We start from the raw sequence: 16564 nt of genomic DNA, 5'->3' as shown, positions 1-16564 counted from the left end.
CGCGCCGCAGATCATCTGAAGGCATCGGCTTCGGCGGTATCTTTCGCCGTAGCGCAAGTGGTGCACCGCATCTTGTGCTGGCACTGGCCGCGGCGGATGCGTTTCACGCCGATCGCGGCGCCGCGATCGGCACGCCAGATGCTACAGCGTGCCAAACCAGCGGGTGGATACGGAACTTTCTGCTTTCGGGAGGGCGATTTCGGACAGGTGGTCGCCACCGGCGGCCCTATGATGAAATACATCCCAGCGCGGATGTGCTTCCACCGGAGATCGACGGACATGGCTTCCTTCAGGCCCAAATACATCACCTTCGACTGCTACGGCACGTTGACCTTTTTCCAGATGGCGGAAGCGGCGCGCGATCTCTATGGCAGCCGGCTCGATGAGCCGCGCATGCAGGAGTTCATCAAGAATTTCGCGGCGTATCGGCTCGACGAGATCATGGGCGACTGGAAGCCCTATGCCGATGTCGTCCACAATGCGCTCGAGCGCGCCTGCAAGCGCAACGGCGTTGCCTTCAGCGCCGACGATGCCAGAGTGATCTATGAGCGCGTCCCGACCTGGGGGCCGCACGCCGACGTTCCGGCCGGCCTGGCGAAGGTCGCCAAGGAAATTCCGTTGGTCATCCTGTCCAACGCCATGAACGCGCAGATCATGTCCAATGTCGAAAAGCTTGGTGCGCCGTTCCATGCCGTCTACACGGCTGAGGAGGCGCAGGCCTACAAGCCTCGTTTTCAAGCCTTCGAGTATATGTTCGACAGGCTGGGCTGCGGCCCCGAGGACGTTCTTCACTGCTCGTCCTCTTTCCGCTACGACCTGATGTCGGCACACGACCTCGGCATCAAGAACAAGGTCTGGGTCAATCGCGGCCACGAACCAGCCAACCCGTATTACGGCTATGTCGAAATATCGGACATTTCGGGTCTTGCAGGCGTGGTCGGTCTCTGAAACAGGCGGATTCCCGATGAAGTTCGTCTCCTACTGGCACGACACCGCCCCTGCCTTTTCCGGCGGGGCGCAAGGCCCGGTCGAGGGGCACTACGATGCCGCCGTCATCGGCGGTGGCTTCACCGGTCTCGCCGCCGCGCGCCAATTGGCGAAGGCCGGCGCCAAGGTGGTCGTGCTGGAGGCGGAGCGGGTGGGCTGGGGCGCATCCGGCCGCAATGGCGGGCACCTCAACAACGGCCTTGCCCACGGCTATCTCTCCGCCAAGGCGGAGCTCGGCAAGGACCGCGCAATCGCGCTCTACCGGGCGCTGGACGACTCCGTCGACACCATAGAGGCGCTGGTCGCGGAGGAAGGCATCGACTGCAATTTCCGCCGCGCCGGCAAGCTGAAGCTCGCCTCCAAGCCGCAGCATTTTGCATCAATCGCCCGCAATTTCGAAGCCCTTCACGCCGAGGTGGATCCGGACACGGCGCTGCTGTCGGCGGCGGATCTCAAGTCCGAGATCGGTTCACCCTTCCACGGCGCGATGCTGTCGAAGAAGAGCGCCATGATGCATATGGGCCGCTATGTCGCGGGTCTCGCCACTTCAGCCGCCCGCCACGGCGCCGTGATCCACGAGAACGCGGCGGTGACGGGCCGCAAGCAGGCCGGCGGCAGGCATGAGCTGACCACCTCGCGTGGCCGGATCAGCGCCGACAATGTGCTGGTGGCGACCGGCGCCTACACGACGCCTGATTTCGGCTATTTCCGCCGCCGGATCATCTCCGTCGGCAGCTTCATCATCGCCACACGGCGTCTGAGCGACGCCGAGATCGCCGCCACCATGCCCGGCAACCGGACATGCGTGACCTCGATGAACATCGGCAACTACTTCCGGCTTTCGCCCGACAGGCGCCTGATCTTCGGCGGCCGCGCTCGCTTTTCGGCGACATCGGACCAGCGCTCCGACGCCAGGAGCGGAGAGATCTTGCGGGCAGGCCTCGCGGCGATCTTTCCGCAGCTGGCCAAGGTCGAGATCGATTATTGCTGGGGCGGGCTGGTCGACATGACCAAGGACCGCTTCCCGCGCGCCGGCTACCATGACGGTGTCTGGTTCGCGATGGGCTATTCCGGCCACGGTGCGCAGCTTTCCACCCATCTCGGCATGATCCTGGCCGATGCCATGCTCGGCCGCGAGGACCGCAATCCGATGAAGGGGCTCGAATGGCCGTCCATTCCCGGTTACTCCGGCAAGCCCTGGTTCCTGCCGATGGTCGGCCTCTACTACAAGGCGCTCGACCGGATTCAGTGATCGCCGGTCTGGCCCGGCTTGGGCAAAAAATTGCCTCAGCTGAGCCCGCCGATGTGAAAGCTCTTCATCTCGAGATACTCCTCGATGCCGGCCTGCGCGCCCTCTCGCCCGAGGCCGGACAGCTTGACGCCGCCGAAAGGGGCGACCTCGATCGAAACCGAGCCGGTGTTCAACCCCACCATGCCGAACTCCAACGCCTCGCCGACGCGCCAGGCGCGTTTCAGGTTTTCGGTGTAGAAGTAGGAAGCAAGCCCGTAGGGCGTGCCGTTGGCCAGCGCGATCGCCTCCTCTTCCGTCTCGAACCGGAAAAGCGGCGCGACCGGGCCGAACGTTTCCTCACCAGCAAGCTGCATCTCTTTCGTGGCGCCGGTCAGCACCAGCGGCGCGACATATTGAGGACCGTCGGGCAATGCCGGCTTCTCGGTGATGATCGCAGCACCCTTGGCGAGCGCGTCCTCGACGTGGCGGTTTATCTTCTCGACCGCTGCCATGTTGATCATCGGCCCGATGGCGACGCCGGGCTGCGTGCCCGGTCCGACCGTCATGGCGTTGACGCGGGCGGATAGCTTGGCGGCGAAGGCTTCATAGACGCCGGACTGGACGAGGATGCGGTTGGCGCAGACGCAGGTTTGGCCGCCGTTTCTGAACTTTGAGACGAGTGCACCCTCGATCGCGAGATCGAGATCGGCGTCGTCGAAGACGATGAAGGGCGCGTTGCCGCCGAGTTCGAGGCTGAGCCGCTTCACGCTGTCGGCGGCCCCACGCATCAGCAGCGAGCCGACCCGCGTCGAGCCGGTGAAGGAGATCTTGCGGACGGCCTCGTTCGCCATGATTTCGTTGCCGATCTCCGTGGGCATGCCGGTGACGATGTTGATGACGCCAGCGGGGATGCCGGCGCGTTCGGCAAGCACGCCGAGCGCCAGCGCCGAATAGGGCGTGAACTCGGATGGCTTGATCACCACCGTGCAGCCGGCGGCCAGTGCCGGCGCGACCTTGCGGGTGATCATCGCATTGGGGAAGTTCCACGGCGTAATGATGCCGCAAACGCCAACCGGTTCTTTCAGCACGATGATGCGGCGGTCGGAGGTGGGTGAGGGGATGGTGTGGCCATTGATGCGGCGCGCTTCCTCCGCGAACCATTTGACGAAGGCCGCACCGTAACGGATCTCGCCTTTGGCTTCGTCCAGCGGTTTGCCCTGTTCCGTCGTCAGGATCAGCGCGAGATCGTCCAGATGCGCAAGCATCAGGCCATGCCATGCCTCCAGCAGCGTAGCACGCTCGGCGTTGGTTTTCTTCTTCCAGTCCCCATAGGCGGCAGCCGCGGCCTCTATGGCCGCACGCGTTTCCGGACCGGCCATGTCGGGCACCGTGCCGATCGCCACCTGGGTTGCCGGATCGATGACGTCGACCGTCCTGCCGGAGCCGGCAGCAACCCATTCGCCGCCGATCAGGCCGGCTTCGCGGAAGAGGCTTTTGTCTCTGAGGTTCTTCATCGGATACGACCTTGCAATCAGGTGAGCGCGGCGACGACGGCGGCCGTGATGGCCTCCGTCCGGTCCTTGCCGGGAATGGTGCCTATGCCTCTGGCGGTTGCAGCCTCGACCCCCTTGATGACGCGGTCGGCCGCTGCCTTTTCACCGAGATGATCGAGCATCATGGCGCCGGACCAGATGGCGGCGATCGGATTGGCGATGCCGAGATGGGCAATGTCGGGCGCCGAGCCGTGCACCGGCTCGAACATGGATGGTGCCGAGCGGCCGGGATTGATGTTGGCGCAGGCGGCATAGCCGAGCCCGCCCTGGATTGCCGCGCCGATGTCGGTGAGGATATCGCCGAACAGGTTGGAGGCAACGACCACGTCGAGACTCTCCGGCGTCATGATCATGCGCGCGGCAAGCGCGTCGACATGATAGCTGGTGACTTCGATATCAGGATAGTCCGCGGCCAGCTTTCGCGTGATCTCGTCCCAGAACACCATCGAGTATTTCTGCGCGTTGGACTTGGTGACGGAGGCAAGTTTGCCTCGCCTTGCCCGCGCCTGCTCGAAGCCGAAGCGCAGGATGCGCTCGACGCCGGCGCGGGTGAAGATCGAGGTCTCCACGGCGACCTCGTCCAGCGTGCCTTGATGCACGCGCCCGCCGGCACCAGAATATTCACCTTCGGTATTCTCGCGGATGCACAATATGTCGAAGTTCTCCGCCCGCAGCGGTCCCGTGACGCCCGGCAGCAGGCGATGCGGCCGGATGTTGGCGTACTGCACGAACGCCTTGCGGATCGGCAGCAGCAGACCGTGTAGCGAGACGGAATCCGGCACTTCCGCCGGCCAGCCGACCGCGCCGAGCAGGATGGCGTCGAAGCCGCGCAAGGTCTCGATGCCGTCCTGCGGCATCATGCGGCCGGTCTCCTTGAAGAATTTGCAGGACCAGGGGAACTCGGTTCCGGTCAGCGCAAAGCCGAAGTTTCCGGCCACCGTTTCCAGCACCGTCCAGGCGGCGGCGGTCACATCGCTGCCGATGCCGTCACCGGGGATCAGAGCAATCGAATAGGACTTCATCGGCATCTCTCTAGAGGCTGATCAGGACGCTCTTGGTCCTGCGGTTGGCGAGATAGGCCTCGCGGCCGAGATCCTTGCCGATGCCGGAGCGCTTGTAGCCTCCGGTCGGCAGGATATGGTCGCGCGAGCGGCTGTAGCGATTGACCCAGACGGTGCCCGCCTCAAGCTTGCGCGCGAAGCGAATGGTGCGGGACAGGTCGGAAGTGAACAGGCCGGAAGCCAGCCCGTAGGTTGGATGGCTGGACAGCGCCAGCGCCTCTTCCTCGGTCTCGAAGGTCTGAATGGTCAGGACCGGGCCGAAGATTTCCTCGACAATCGCCGGATTGGCCTGGTCGACATCGGCGATCAGCGTCGGCTGGTAGAAATAGCCGGGGCTGTCCATGACGCCGCCACCGGTCAAGCATTCGCCGCCGGCGTCGATCGCGGCCCGCACGATGCAGTCGACACGCGCCCGCTGCCGCTCCGAGATAACAGGCGAATATTGCGTTGCCTCGTCCCAGGTCGGGCCGGGGCGCACAGCCTTCATCCTCTCCAGGATCGCGGCCGTCAGCCTGTCGGCCACGCTCCTCTCGACGATCAGGCGTGTGCCGGCGACGCAGGCCTGGCCGGCATTGAAAGTGACGCTGCCGGCGACGGCCGTTGCCGCCTTGTCCAGATCGGCATCGGCAAAGACGATCAGCGGGCTCTTGCCGCCGAGTTCCAGCGTCATCGGCTTGACGCCGGTGCGGGCCACGTTCTCCATGATTGCCGATCCGGCGCGGGTCGAGCCGGTGAAGCTGATCTTGGCGATATCGAGATGGCCGGTCAGCGCCGTGCCGGTCGTCGGACCGTCTCCCAGCACCACGTTTATGAGCCCTGCCGGCAGGCCCACTTTGACGGCGAGTTGCGCCATGTAGACTGCCGAAAAGGGCGTCATTTCCGATGGCTTCAGCACGACCGCATTGCCCGCGGCCAATGCCGGACCGAGCTTCCATCCGGCCATCGAGATGGGAAAATTCCAGGGCGTGATCGCGCCGACCACGCCATAGGGCTCGCTCATGATCATGCCGAGAGTGGCGTCGTCTGTCGGCACGAGCTCGCTGCCTTCCTTGTCGGCGAATTCGGCAAAGAAACGGATCTGCTCGGCGGTTATCGCGATGTCGCCGGCAACGAGCTGGCCGACAGGCCGGGTGGAGCACAGCGCCTCGATCCTGGCCAGCATTTCGGCTTCCGCTTCGATCAGGTCGGCCCAGGCCTGGAGTGCCTTCGTCCGTTCGCGCGGCCGAACGCCGCCCCAGTTGCTGGACTTCAGCGCCGCGTTGGCGCTTTCAACGGCACGGTCGACCATGTCGACGCCGGCCACCGGGCAAGCGGCATATGCCTTGCCGTCCGACGGTCGGTGCATCTCGATCGCACCCTCGGCCGCGATCAACTTGCCGCCAATGAAATGGCCGACGGGAAGGGAGACGGTATCCGGGTCGAAGCTCAGGCCCATGGCACCCACTCTGGAATATTCTGCAGGAGCCTAGCGCGGGCTCTGGCGCAGCATGCACCGTTCGACGATCGGTCGCGGATGATTGTTGTGTGCCGGCGATGACAGACGGCAAAATCTGTTGCGGAGGCCGGCGCCTTCGCGCTCCCGCTACCCCACGGTTACGTAGATCTTGCGGACCGTTTCGATGGTCTTCCAAATCCCGGTGAAGCCAGGTTTCATCACGAAGCTGTCGCCGGCGCGGTAGGTCACCGTTTTGCCGCCGTCGGGCGTGATTTCGATCATGCCGGAGAGGATGTGGCAGAACTCGAAAGTCTCGCCCTTGATCGAGCGCGTTTCGCCAGGCGTCGCCTCCCAGACGCCGGTATGAACGAGGTCGCCCTTGGCGACATCCTGAGCCCAGGTCTTGAAGGCGGGGTTGCCGGAAATCAGCCGTTCGGGCAGCGCCCCGGATTCGCGCGGCTGGAAGGCAGGGCTGGTATCGACGGTCTTGAGCAGGGACAAGGGATAGGCTTTCATGTTGAAATTCAATAGCCGCGCGACCGGTCGACGAGCCCGATGGGGTCAAGACCGGCGCGGTAACGCTTGATGTTTTCGACAACGGCCTGTGCGGCGCTGGCGGGCTGGGTGACGCTGGCGACATGCGGGGTCAGAATGATCTTCGGATGCGGCCAGAACGGATGGCCCGCCGGCAGCGGTTCGGGATCGGTGACGTCGATCATCGCCGCCGAAATGTGGCCGCTGTCGAGTGCGGCGACAAGGGCTTCCTGGTCGAGCTGCGGCCCCCGGCCGGTGTGGACGAGCGCCGCGCCCTCGGGCAGTTTCGCAAACAGGCCGGCATCGAGGAAACCCCGCGTCTCCTCGGTCAGCGGCAGCAGGCAGATCAAAATGTCGCTGGCCGCAAGCATCTCGTTCAATCCGGGCTCACCATGATGACAGGTCACGCCCTCGATCCGCCGCGGCGAGCGGCTCCATCCTGCAAGTGGGAAGCCGAAGGGCTTCAGGCGATCGAGGACGGCTTGGCCAAGCTGCCCGAGGCCGAGCACGCCAACCCGACGCGACCCGGCCTCCGGCTGCGCGATATCGGCCCATTCGCGGGCGCGCTGCTGCGCCAGATATCCAGGCAGGTTGCGGTGGAGCCCGAGCACGGCAAGCGTCACATATTCCTGCATCATGCGCACGATGCCTTGCTCGATCATGCGCACGATCTTCACCTTCGCAGGCACCGCATCAAGGCGAAACTGGTCGACGCCGGCGCCGATGGAGAACAGGATTTCCAGGTTCCTGTAGCGGGCGAGATTATCCGGCACGGTCCAACTGATCAGGTAACGCACGGTGTCGGGATTGACCGTTGCGGCATTCGTCGTCAAGGGGACGTCCGGCAGGTCTCTCGCGAAGGCATCGGCGAAGACCGCCCCGCGGCGCGCATCGGAATTGAACAGGAATGTCATTCCAGTTCCCTTTCAAGCCGCGCAGCGGGCGCCCAGCGCTTCGATCAATCGCTGGCAGGCGGCAAGTTCGCTGGCAAGGATGTATTCGTCCGGCTTGTGGGCGCGGTCGATGTCGCCGGGGCCGCAGATGATCGCATCGAGCCCGGCGGCCTGGTAAAGTCCGGCCTCCGTACCGTAGCTGACGGCGGCAAGCGGCACCTCGCCGGTCAAGGCGTGCAGCAGTCCAGCGAGTGGCGCGTCCGGCGGCAGCGCCATCGCCGGATAGGCGCTCATCGGACTCCACTCGATGCGAAAGCCATCCGCCGCGAGAGCCTCTGCGCGTGCCCTCACAGGCGCCAGCAGGCTCGCCGGGTCGACGCCAGGTATGGCGCGTGCCTCCAGGTCCAGCGTGCAGGTTTCGGGGATGATGTTGACCTGGTGTCCGCCCGCGACGACGCCAGCTTGCAGCGAGGAGTAGGATGGCTCGAAGGCAGGGTCGAATGGACCGTGAGTCAGCCGTTCGGCCTCGTTCACGGCCGCGCCCAGCACAGCGGCCATGGCATGGATGGCGTTGAGGCCGAGATCGGGTCTTGAGGAATGCCCCGCACGTCCCTTGATGGATACGCGGGCGGCTGCCTTGCCCTTGTGGCCGCGCACGGCGTGCATGCCGCTCGGCTCGCCGACGATGACGCCGAGCGGCTTGGCGCAAAGTTCGGGAAGGCGGGCGATCAAATGCGGCACGCCGCGACATCCCACTTCCTCGTCATAGGAGAAGGCGAGGTGGATGGGCCTGGCAAGGCGCAGTCCCGCAAGCCTGGGAGCGGCCGCGAGTGCTGCGGCAAGAAACCCCTTCATGTCCGTGGTGCCTCGTCCGTAGAGCCGTTCGCCCTCCTTGCGCAGCGCGAAAGGGCTCGAGCTCCATTGCGGCTCGCTGGCGGGAACAACGTCCATATGGCCGGACAGTATGTAGCCCGGGCCGTCGGCAGGGCCGATCGTCGCGAAAAGATTGGAACGATCGCCTTCCGGCCCTGGAAGCACGGTGACCTGGATTCCCTGTTCCGCGAGATAGGCCTCGATCCAGCCGGCGACGTCGCCGTTCGGCCTGCCGGCGACCGATGGAAAGGCGACGAGACGATCGAGGATGTCGAAGACGTCCATTCCAGCCCTCAAACGTTTCGGATTGGCCGGGATCGGTGCCGTCGGCCATATGCTGCCAGATTTCCAAAGAGGATGCGTGCGTTCTTTCGCGATTGCGTGCCGAAAGCTGAAATGTTTCAGTTGAATCTTGCGTTGCTGCGCGGCTTTCGAGCAAATCGTATCGGTCTGCTCGTTTAGCGTTGGCGGCAGAGGGTGGCCATCGGTGCGTGGCGCTCTGGTTGCGGAAATCTTGCAGGGGCATGGAATTGAAGCCGTCCGGAAGCTTGAAAATCGATACCTTCTCGATGCGGATTGGCAACATCGAAGACGTCGAACTGGACCGTTTGCACGCGCTCTCGCTCTCCGTGGGATGGCCGCATCGCGCCGAGGATTGGCAATTCGTGCGTGAATCGGGGCAGGGGTTGGTGGCGCTCGATGAGATCGGCCGGGTTCTCGGCTCGGCCATGTGGTTCGCGCATGGTACCGATTTCGCCACCGTGGGCATGGTCATCACCTCACCGCGACTCCAGACGCTGGGGGCGGGGCAATGGTTGATGAAGCGGGTCTTCGACAAGGTCGTCGGCCGCGACTTGCGCCTCAACGCAACGCGCGCGGCAAGGCGGCTCTATCTCTCGCTCGACTTCCAGCCGGAGAAGACCGTTTATCAATGCCAGGGAATCGTCCGTGCGCAGACGACAGTTGGGCAGGAAAATACCCGCGGCGAAGTCCGGAGTTTAGTCGAAAATGATATTCCCGCCGTGATCGCGCTCGACGCGGCAGGGTTTGGCGTGAGGCGGGCGGCGCTCATCGAGAAGCTTTTGGCACACTCGGCCGGCTATGGTCTTTTCAAGGGCGATAAGCTGAACGCATTCGCGCTCTGCCGGCCGTTCGGACGGGGCCATGTCGTGGGGCCGGTCGTGGCGGAAAGCGACGCCGACGCCGTGGCGATCGTCCGGCCGCACGTGGCCGACCGTGCGGGGTCTTTCCTGCGTATCGACACCCACATGGACAATGGCGAGTTCGCTGCCTTTCTGTCGCACAGCGGAATGCCAGTTTTCGACACGGTGCTCACCATGTCGCTGGGCAAACACCTCTCCGATTTTGGCATCGACGGCGCAGTTGCACCGGTGACCTATGCCCTCGCCAGTCAAACTCTTGGGTAATTCAGTCTCCCCCGAACCGTGCACTTAGGGACTCGTGTCCAGCGAACGGCAAGTGCTACAGGGAGCCGCTCATCGCATAAACCGAGCCAAAGGCGAGCGATCACTGACGAGTTTGGAAAGGGCGGGCAGGAACTAATGCACCAAGCCGGTTGATACCGCCGGATCAGGAAAACCGACTGGGGCCGTGCACCTCGAGTGCGAGCTTACGATTGGGCCTGAGCCGCGCGAATGGCATTGTGGCAGCGACACATGAATGGCCGCACCTACAGGTCGGATATATGGCCGCACGAATCAGGAACTGCAAAAGCCGAACGAACCCCTAGCCAACGGAGAGCCGTACGTCAGACGGTTCTACAATTGGCCATCGACTGGGGTTCCTTGAAGCTTTTCGAACTTTCTGTCTTGCGGCTGCCGTCGAGATGCGCGCGCTTCTGAAGGAGGTCGGGGTGTCTGGATCCGCTGTGGTGCAACCTTGATCCAAGCATCTATGGGGGTTCGAGTCGGTAGAGCGCTACCGCCAATACAGCGCTGCAACCGAGTTCGTCTGTTGAATGCGGCGCTCAATCCCATCGGGGAATATACGTACTGGGTTTGGGTGCCCCTTCCAGGACGTGGCGAACAGCTTCATGTTGCTTCCGGCCCGCATCGCACTGATCATTGACCGATCTTTAGCGGCGTTCTGAAGCCAGGCCTGTTATCTTGCGTGAACATTGAGAAGCGCTGGTCTGCGATCACGACATTGATATCCGACCCTGGCTTGAGCCGATACCCCATGATTGCCTCGGGCTGTTCCTCGACCGGTGTGCGCGAGACCGTTACAAAATTTTCGCCATGATCGACACGGGCCGGCAGTTTGGAAACGGGGACACTCAAGACATAGCACCTTGTCGTGTCGGCACGATAAGAATAGACGCCCCAAGCGCCGTGCCCCGAGAGGAGTCTTGGGGCAGCCTGCACCCAAGTGGAAGAAACCAGCAAACATGCGATCATCGCTCCAACTGATTTGATGCCCATTGTTCCTCCAGCTTGCAGCGCCATAGTGTCCCCGAGGCTTTTCGCCTAGCAAATTCGGCTTCCGGCTCTTCCAGGGTTCGTGACTGCCGTCAGCTTGCCGTCCTAACGATTCACAAACTGGTGAGTGGAAGGCTCCGGCCCGCAACAGGCAGCACGTTGTTCATAAGATAGGGGGCGCTCAACAATCCGTCCTCTGGAATGCTTGCCTGTGATCGTCCGCAAGCCACTCGACCCGTGCGGGTCGCTTCAAAGCACCTCGCCGGGATAGACACCCCACATACTGATCTGCCTGATGAAGCCGGATTTGGGACCCAGTGCAACAGCACACCATCGTCCGTCGCATCGGGTCAGTTTTACCCGCACGCCAGGCTGCAGCCAGGCAACAACCGAACTGCCATTGGACGGTTTGTCGCGCAGCGCAACGTTGTCCTTGGCCCAGGGCTCGACAACGGCCGCCCTGCGGGCTGACAGGAGCGATTCATGAATCCATCCGCTGGTTTCGTCCCAGTCTCTGACCCGTCGCCAATTGTCATACTGTTGGTAGATTTCCAGCGGCATCCCCGGGCGCAGAAGGATCCATTCAACTTGATACCCCATGCCAGGCCCGACACGAAGGTTGGCTGATGACGCTCTAAGCGTGGCAAAGCGAGGCAGAACGAGAAGATTAGCCTTGGAGCGGAGACCAGTCGCCGTCGCGGATCCTGCGAGCGATGCAGCTATCAGAATGAACCGAGCGAGAGAGATAGACCAGTGATGCCCGGCCTTGCTGAGGACGTTCGGGCCGAGATTCACCGTCGACTTCATGCAATCTGCCACGGAATGTGGAACGGCAATCTCGCATAGCAACAAACGAGAGCGTTGATTGCCGGACGCCGTCCTATGCTCTGTAGAGGCCAACTGAGGTTCGAGGCGAGCTGGATTTCAATGCCGTGAGAAGATGCAGGATCCGTCTTTCCAGGTAGTGTCCAGATCGGCCACCGCAGTTCAAGCCACCGTTGAATTCAGATCAGGTTTACGGATTGCGACATGCGCCCGTTGAGGTTCTCGCCAGCAGACGACGTATGGCATCATCCCTTCGTCTGATCCTCAGACACGGTGCTCGTCGGAATCGCGTCCAAGGCGACCAGTTTTTCCGCGCACAGATCAGCGGCGCCCGGTGCATCCTTTTTTATTCCAGAGAATTTGACCCAGCCACCGTCGGTAATGAAACCGTCCCTCTGATAGGAAGACGTTTCCTTCAGCTTGGCCAGATTTTGGCTCGCGTCGGACGCCGTGATAAACTTTTGGACACAGAGATTGGCGGCCAGTTCTGCCCTGGCTTTTATGGCTGAGGTCTTGGCCATTTCCGCCGCAGTTCCTGCCAGGGTCCAGCCGCCGGCAGTGAATCCGACGATGATGGTGAGGACCATCGCGCCTACCGCTGACCAGAACCAGAGCGTCTTGGAAGGCCGATATCTTCGAATTGTTGCGACATTTCTGGTTCTCCGTCTTGTTTGTTCTCTGTGGACTGGGATCCAAGCCAACCCGCCCAGGTCGTCAAAAGCTTACTGCTGGCTGTCCAGCAGGTGGAGGGGCGGGGCATCTCACCGGCAGAGCTTCCGATTTGTCTGATGCACAATATACTTAGTATGGGCGGAATCTATTCCACGCCGGTCGCAAGTTTCTGAAGGCAAGATGCTGGCTGCTCATTTTATCAGCCTCCTGATCTCTTCCTGTGGCGTTGCGCTACAGACGGAAACTTCGAAGGGAGCCCGATGTCGCGGACTCGTGGGTCAGGGCGAGAACCGCAATCGGCACAGCGGTAGCTATGCGCAGCAAGGGCCGGTCTACCACCTTGGCGTCAACCGGCCGCTGAACTGTCGATGTGCTTGCCCCCAAGTTTGGCTCTCCGGGTTTCGCCGTCACCAGTACCCTCTTCGACACACTCTGTCCGACAGGGGCGGAGGAGCTCACATCTCGCCCACGGCCGTGCCGTCACCGTTGGCCACCATCGCCGCAATTTCCCGGCAGGCATCCAAGTCGCTTGCTTGACCGAGCGCCTCCAGAGGAGCGCGAACGCGCAGCCATACGGCGTCCCCGGTTCGTTGGGCCAGAACCGCCTTCACCGCTGGCACGACGGGCAGCTTAAGGAGCTTGCCAAGCAGGTCGTCGATCAAGGGATCGTCCTCACCGCGCACGAGTTTCGCCAGCAGGGCCGGTGCGAAATTGGCCACCCCGCTGATCGCGCCGCTGGCGCCCTGCCTGACCGCTCTCGCCAGATGGCCTTCATGGCCGACGAGTACAGCGAGGTCGCGATGCTCGGCAAGCAGCGCCGCCGTCTGCTCCCAGTCGCCGCTGGAGTCCTTGACCCCGGCGATGGCCTGCGGAAAGGCGACGCGCAGGCGCGCGACCAGTTTCGGGCCGATCCGGACGCCGGTAAGGGCCGGGATGTTGTAGAGGATGACGTCGCGGGCGGCCGCGCCGGAGCGCTCCAGCACCTCGCTGATCCAGCGATAGCTGCCTTCCTCCGTTGGCTGCTTGAAATAGAAGGGGGGCGTCAGCAGGATGCCGCCGCAACCAGCCTCAAGTGATCGCCGGACGTGGTCGCCTGCGTCCTGTGACGACGGCCCGTAGACACATTCGATCAGCCTGTCGGCGTGGATGCCGGCCGCGGCCGTTCTCTCGTAGAGGGTCGCACGGACCGTGGCCGAAATCGACACGCCTTCGCCGGTCGTGCCGAAGGCGGTCACCACCCGCATACCTTGTGCCAGCAAGTGTCCAGCGTGTGCGACGAAGCGGGGCCAGTCGATTGCGCCACTTTGCTCAAACGGTGTTGTCAGCGCCGCGCTGAGGCCGATCTTCTTGCGCATGGGATGGTCATCGGACACAGGTTTTATCCTTAATTGGTTGGCGGGATTTCGAGGAGCATTCGGCGTAAGGATGAGAGATCGGCCGGCGCCCGCCCGGTGAAGATACGGAAGGCTTCGATGCCTTGGTGGAAGAACAGCTCGAAACCGCTGAGTACCTTGACGCCCGCCGCTTCGGCTTGTTGCTTGAAGATCGTGTCGACGGGTGTGTAGACGGCATCGAACGCCCAGCGCTGCTTTCCCAGCAATTGCGGCCGCACCGGAGAGCCCGGATGTCCGTGCATGCCGAGCGGCGTGCAATTGACAATGCCTTCCGCGCCGCCTATCGCCGCATCGACGTCAACGCGTGAGGACGTCGCGACGGCGCCTTTCGAGGCGGTCGCGATCGCGGCGGCAAGCGAGTGAGCCTTCTCGGCATCGCTGTCGACGACGGTCAGGGCCTCGGCGCCGAGCGCCAGCAGCCCGAAGGCCACGGCCTTGCCGACACCGCCTGCTCCGATCAGGCCGACGCTGCCCGGCGCCATGTCGCCAAAAGCCTCGCGGTAGGCGGCTATGAAACCGGTATGGTCGGTGTTGTAGCCGCTTGAGCCCCGCGGTCCGAACACCACTGTGTTGACCGAACCTATACGTCTGGTCAGGTCGTCGTGTATGAGCAGCCTGGAGGCCACGATCTCCTTGTACGGATAGGTGACGTTCACGCCGCGAAGGCCGTCGTCGCGGCAGGCGTCGAACACGGCGTCGAAGTCCTTACCCATCTCGCGCGGGATGAAGAGGTCGTAGCTGACGTCCAGGCCGCTGAGGCGGCCGGCGAGACGATGCAGGTCCGGCGAACGCGAGCGCTTTATGTTGTCGCCGATCAACCCAAGCCTGACCGCGTCGGTCAGGCCGGCACTTCGGCGATCGTGCGGAGCCGTGCTCATCCCTGGTATCCGAACTGCCTTGGCAGCCACAGGACGATTTCCGGAAACAGCATCATCAGCAGCAGCGCAACGACCAGCACGCCGATGAACAGCCAGATCTCGCTGATGATTTCGCGCAGCGGAATGCGCGTCGTCGCATTGATGACGAACAGCACGACCCCATAAGGTGGTGTAATCAGCCCGATCATGGTGTTGACCACCACCACGACGCCGAAATGCACGAGGTCGATCCCAAGCAGCCGGCAGGTCGGAATGAACAGCGGTACGATCACCAGGATGATCGTCGATGCGTCGAGCAGACAGCCAAGCAGCAGCAGCAGCACGTTGACCATGAACAGGAAAGCGAGCGGGGATATGTGCAGTCCCTGCAGCGAGGCTGCCATGTGGGCTGGAATGTTTTCGCTGGCGACGATGTAATTGAAGATCAGGGCGCCGCCGATGACCAGGCCAACGGCGGCGGACGAGCGTGCGCTTTCAGAAAGGATGGCATAAAGCTTCCGCCAGCTCAGCGCACGATAAAAGACAGCGGCCAGTACCAGCGCATAGGCGGCCGCGACGGCGGCCGCTTCGGTCGGCGTGGTCGCGCCGCCATAGATGCCGTAGAGCAGGATGACCGGCATAAGCAGCGCCGGAAATGCATTGAGAGTCACCTTCGGCAAGGCTCGCAGAGGCACGGCTTCCTCGACCGCGAAATCGCGCTTGCGGGCGACCCACGCGTTGACGCCCATCAGCACCGCGCCCATCAGCAGGCCAGGCAGGATGCCGCCGAGGAACAGGAAACCGATAGAGGCATCCGAAACCAGCGCGTACATCACCATCGGAATCGACGGCGGGATGATCGGCCCAATGGTTGACGCGGCGGCGGTGATAGCGGCGGCGTAGCCGCGCGGATAACGACCGTCCCTGGTCATCATTTCGATGATGATCTTGCCCAGCCCGGCGGCGTCGGCCACGGCCGAGCCCGACATGCCTGAAAAGATCACGTTGGCGACGACATTGACGTGCCCGAGCCCGCCTCGCATCCGGCCCACGATCGCCATGCAAAACCGCAGCAGCCGCTCGCTGATCGTGCCAGCGTTCATGATGTTGGCGGCGACGATGAACAGCGGCACGGCCAGGATAATGAAGCCGTCATAGAGCCCCTGGATGATCTGCTCGGCGGCAAGCCCCAGATCCTGACCCTTGACAGCAAGGTAGACGATCGCCGCGACGATCATGGAATAGGCGACTGGCGTGCCAATTCCAGCTAGAACGAACAGCGCCAGCAGGCAAAGAGAGAAGGCGGCGGTCACAGCGGCGTCGCCTCCTCATGCGGCTCGGGCGCGCCGCCGCGAGCAAGTTGCCATACGCGCAGCGCGTAGCGCACGATCACCGCGACGGCGAATAGCCCATAGACGCTGAACACGACGTCGAGCCGGATGCGCAGCGTGGCACTTTTCTTGATCTTATAGAAGGCGATGTAGTCATATGTTGCCGGCAGCGCCGCTAGGAATCCAGCGATGATCGCCGCCGCCGAAATCAGCGCGAAAACGCGCTGGGTTCGGCGGCTGGCAATCAGGTAGAACAGGTCGAACGTAACGTGGTCGCGCTCGGTGAGCACGAATGCCGAACTCCAGAACACCAACCACAGCCAGGTCGTCAGACACACTTCCAGTGTCCATCCGAGCGGGTCGTTGATCACGTAGCGCGTGAATATCTGCAGGATGAAGGCGATGAACATGGCGGCGAGAAGCGCCACCGCCACGTTATCGGCCCGCGCCTGCAACCAGCGGATGGTTGCGGACATCGGT

General features: G+C 63.0%; 16 protein-coding genes. 3 read left to right on the top strand and 13 right to left on the bottom strand.

Going from position 1 to position 16564, the window contains the following annotated elements:
• Positions 1 to 279: 279 nt before the first annotated feature.
• A complete protein-coding gene (locus tag LB564_RS28420) occupies positions 280 to 948 on the top strand; it encodes a haloacid dehalogenase type II (protein WP_140663699.1) in 669 nt (222 codons plus the stop codon).
• A gap of 16 nt (positions 949 to 964) precedes the next feature.
• Complete coding sequence (locus LB564_RS28415) at positions 965 to 2239, top strand: NAD(P)/FAD-dependent oxidoreductase (protein ID WP_140707582.1); 1275 nt, start codon at positions 965 to 967, stop codon at positions 2237 to 2239.
• 35 nt (positions 2240 to 2274) lie between these two features.
• On the opposite strand, the gene LB564_RS28410 is transcribed toward LB564_RS28415, so the two are convergent.
• The 6 genes from LB564_RS28410 to argE all read right to left on the bottom strand — a co-directional run bounded on the left by LB564_RS28410 (position 2275) and on the right by argE (position 8852).
• Entirely contained in the window at positions 2275 to 3732 is a 1458-nt protein-coding gene (locus LB564_RS28410) for an NAD-dependent succinate-semialdehyde dehydrogenase (RefSeq protein WP_140707584.1), read from the bottom strand.
• Between the two features lie 17 nt (positions 3733 to 3749).
• Complete coding sequence (locus LB564_RS28405) at positions 3750 to 4793, bottom strand: tartrate dehydrogenase (RefSeq protein WP_140707586.1); 1044 nt, start codon at positions 4791 to 4793, stop codon at positions 3750 to 3752.
• A 10-nt stretch (positions 4794 to 4803) separates the two neighbouring features.
• Entirely contained in the window at positions 4804 to 6267 is a 1464-nt protein-coding gene (locus tag LB564_RS28400; RefSeq protein WP_224542470.1) for an aldehyde dehydrogenase family protein, read from the bottom strand.
• Between the two features lie 147 nt (positions 6268 to 6414).
• Positions 6415 to 6768, bottom strand: a complete 354-nt coding sequence (locus LB564_RS28395; protein ID WP_224542499.1) for a cupin domain-containing protein — start codon at positions 6766 to 6768, stop codon at positions 6415 to 6417.
• Between the two features lie 23 nt (positions 6769 to 6791).
• Complete coding sequence (locus LB564_RS28390; RefSeq protein ID WP_224542469.1) at positions 6792 to 7715, bottom strand: 2-hydroxyacid dehydrogenase; 924 nt, start codon at positions 7713 to 7715, stop codon at positions 6792 to 6794.
• A gap of 12 nt (positions 7716 to 7727) precedes the next feature.
• Complete coding sequence (argE, locus tag LB564_RS28385; protein ID WP_224542468.1) at positions 7728 to 8852, bottom strand: acetylornithine deacetylase; 1125 nt, start codon at positions 8850 to 8852, stop codon at positions 7728 to 7730.
• 239 nt (positions 8853 to 9091) lie between these two features.
• Between argE and LB564_RS28380 the strand changes: the two genes are divergently transcribed.
• Positions 9092 to 9994 carry a GNAT family N-acetyltransferase gene (locus tag LB564_RS28380; RefSeq protein ID WP_224542467.1) on the top strand — a complete coding sequence of 301 codons (903 nt, stop codon included), beginning with the start codon at positions 9092 to 9094 and terminating at the stop codon, positions 9992 to 9994.
• A 654-nt stretch (positions 9995 to 10648) separates the two neighbouring features.
• Here LB564_RS28380 and LB564_RS28375 read toward each other — a convergent pair.
• The 7 genes from LB564_RS28375 to LB564_RS28345 all read right to left on the bottom strand — a co-directional run bounded on the left by LB564_RS28375 (position 10649) and on the right by LB564_RS28345 (position 16560).
• Entirely contained in the window at positions 10649 to 11008 is a 360-nt protein-coding gene (locus LB564_RS28375) for a hypothetical protein (protein WP_140707596.1), read from the bottom strand.
• A 246-nt stretch (positions 11009 to 11254) separates the two neighbouring features.
• Positions 11255 to 11812, bottom strand: a complete 558-nt coding sequence (locus tag LB564_RS28370; protein ID WP_224542466.1) for an SH3 domain-containing protein — start codon at positions 11810 to 11812, stop codon at positions 11255 to 11257.
• A 263-nt stretch (positions 11813 to 12075) separates the two neighbouring features.
• Complete coding sequence (locus tag LB564_RS28365) at positions 12076 to 12417, bottom strand: hypothetical protein (RefSeq protein WP_224542465.1); 342 nt, start codon at positions 12415 to 12417, stop codon at positions 12076 to 12078.
• 540 nt (positions 12418 to 12957) lie between these two features.
• Complete coding sequence (locus LB564_RS28360; protein WP_224542464.1) at positions 12958 to 13857, bottom strand: dihydrodipicolinate synthase family protein; 900 nt, start codon at positions 13855 to 13857, stop codon at positions 12958 to 12960.
• Positions 13858 to 13886: 29 nt separating this feature from the next.
• Entirely contained in the window at positions 13887 to 14774 is an 888-nt protein-coding gene (locus tag LB564_RS28355; RefSeq protein ID WP_224542463.1) for a shikimate dehydrogenase family protein, read from the bottom strand.
• Positions 14771 to 16066, bottom strand: coding sequence for a TRAP transporter large permease (locus tag LB564_RS28350; protein WP_224542462.1), 1296 nt, complete (start codon positions 16064 to 16066; stop codon positions 14771 to 14773). Before LB564_RS28350 ends, LB564_RS28355 begins: the two co-directional genes overlap by 4 nt.
• On the bottom strand, positions 16063 to 16560 hold the full coding sequence (locus LB564_RS28345) for a TRAP transporter small permease (RefSeq protein WP_140707608.1): 498 nt from the start codon (positions 16558 to 16560) through the stop codon (positions 16063 to 16065). The genes LB564_RS28350 and LB564_RS28345 overlap by 4 nt, the downstream gene beginning before the upstream one ends.
• Between the last annotated feature and the right edge of the window lie 4 nt (positions 16561 to 16564).

The sequence above is a fragment of the Mesorhizobium sp. ES1-6 genome (assembly GCF_020164775.1).
In the GTDB taxonomy this organism is placed as follows: domain Bacteria; phylum Pseudomonadota; class Alphaproteobacteria; order Rhizobiales; family Rhizobiaceae; genus Mesorhizobium.
The sequence above is the reverse complement of the archived record's forward strand: the minus strand, read 5'-3'. Positions and strand labels throughout refer to the sequence as shown.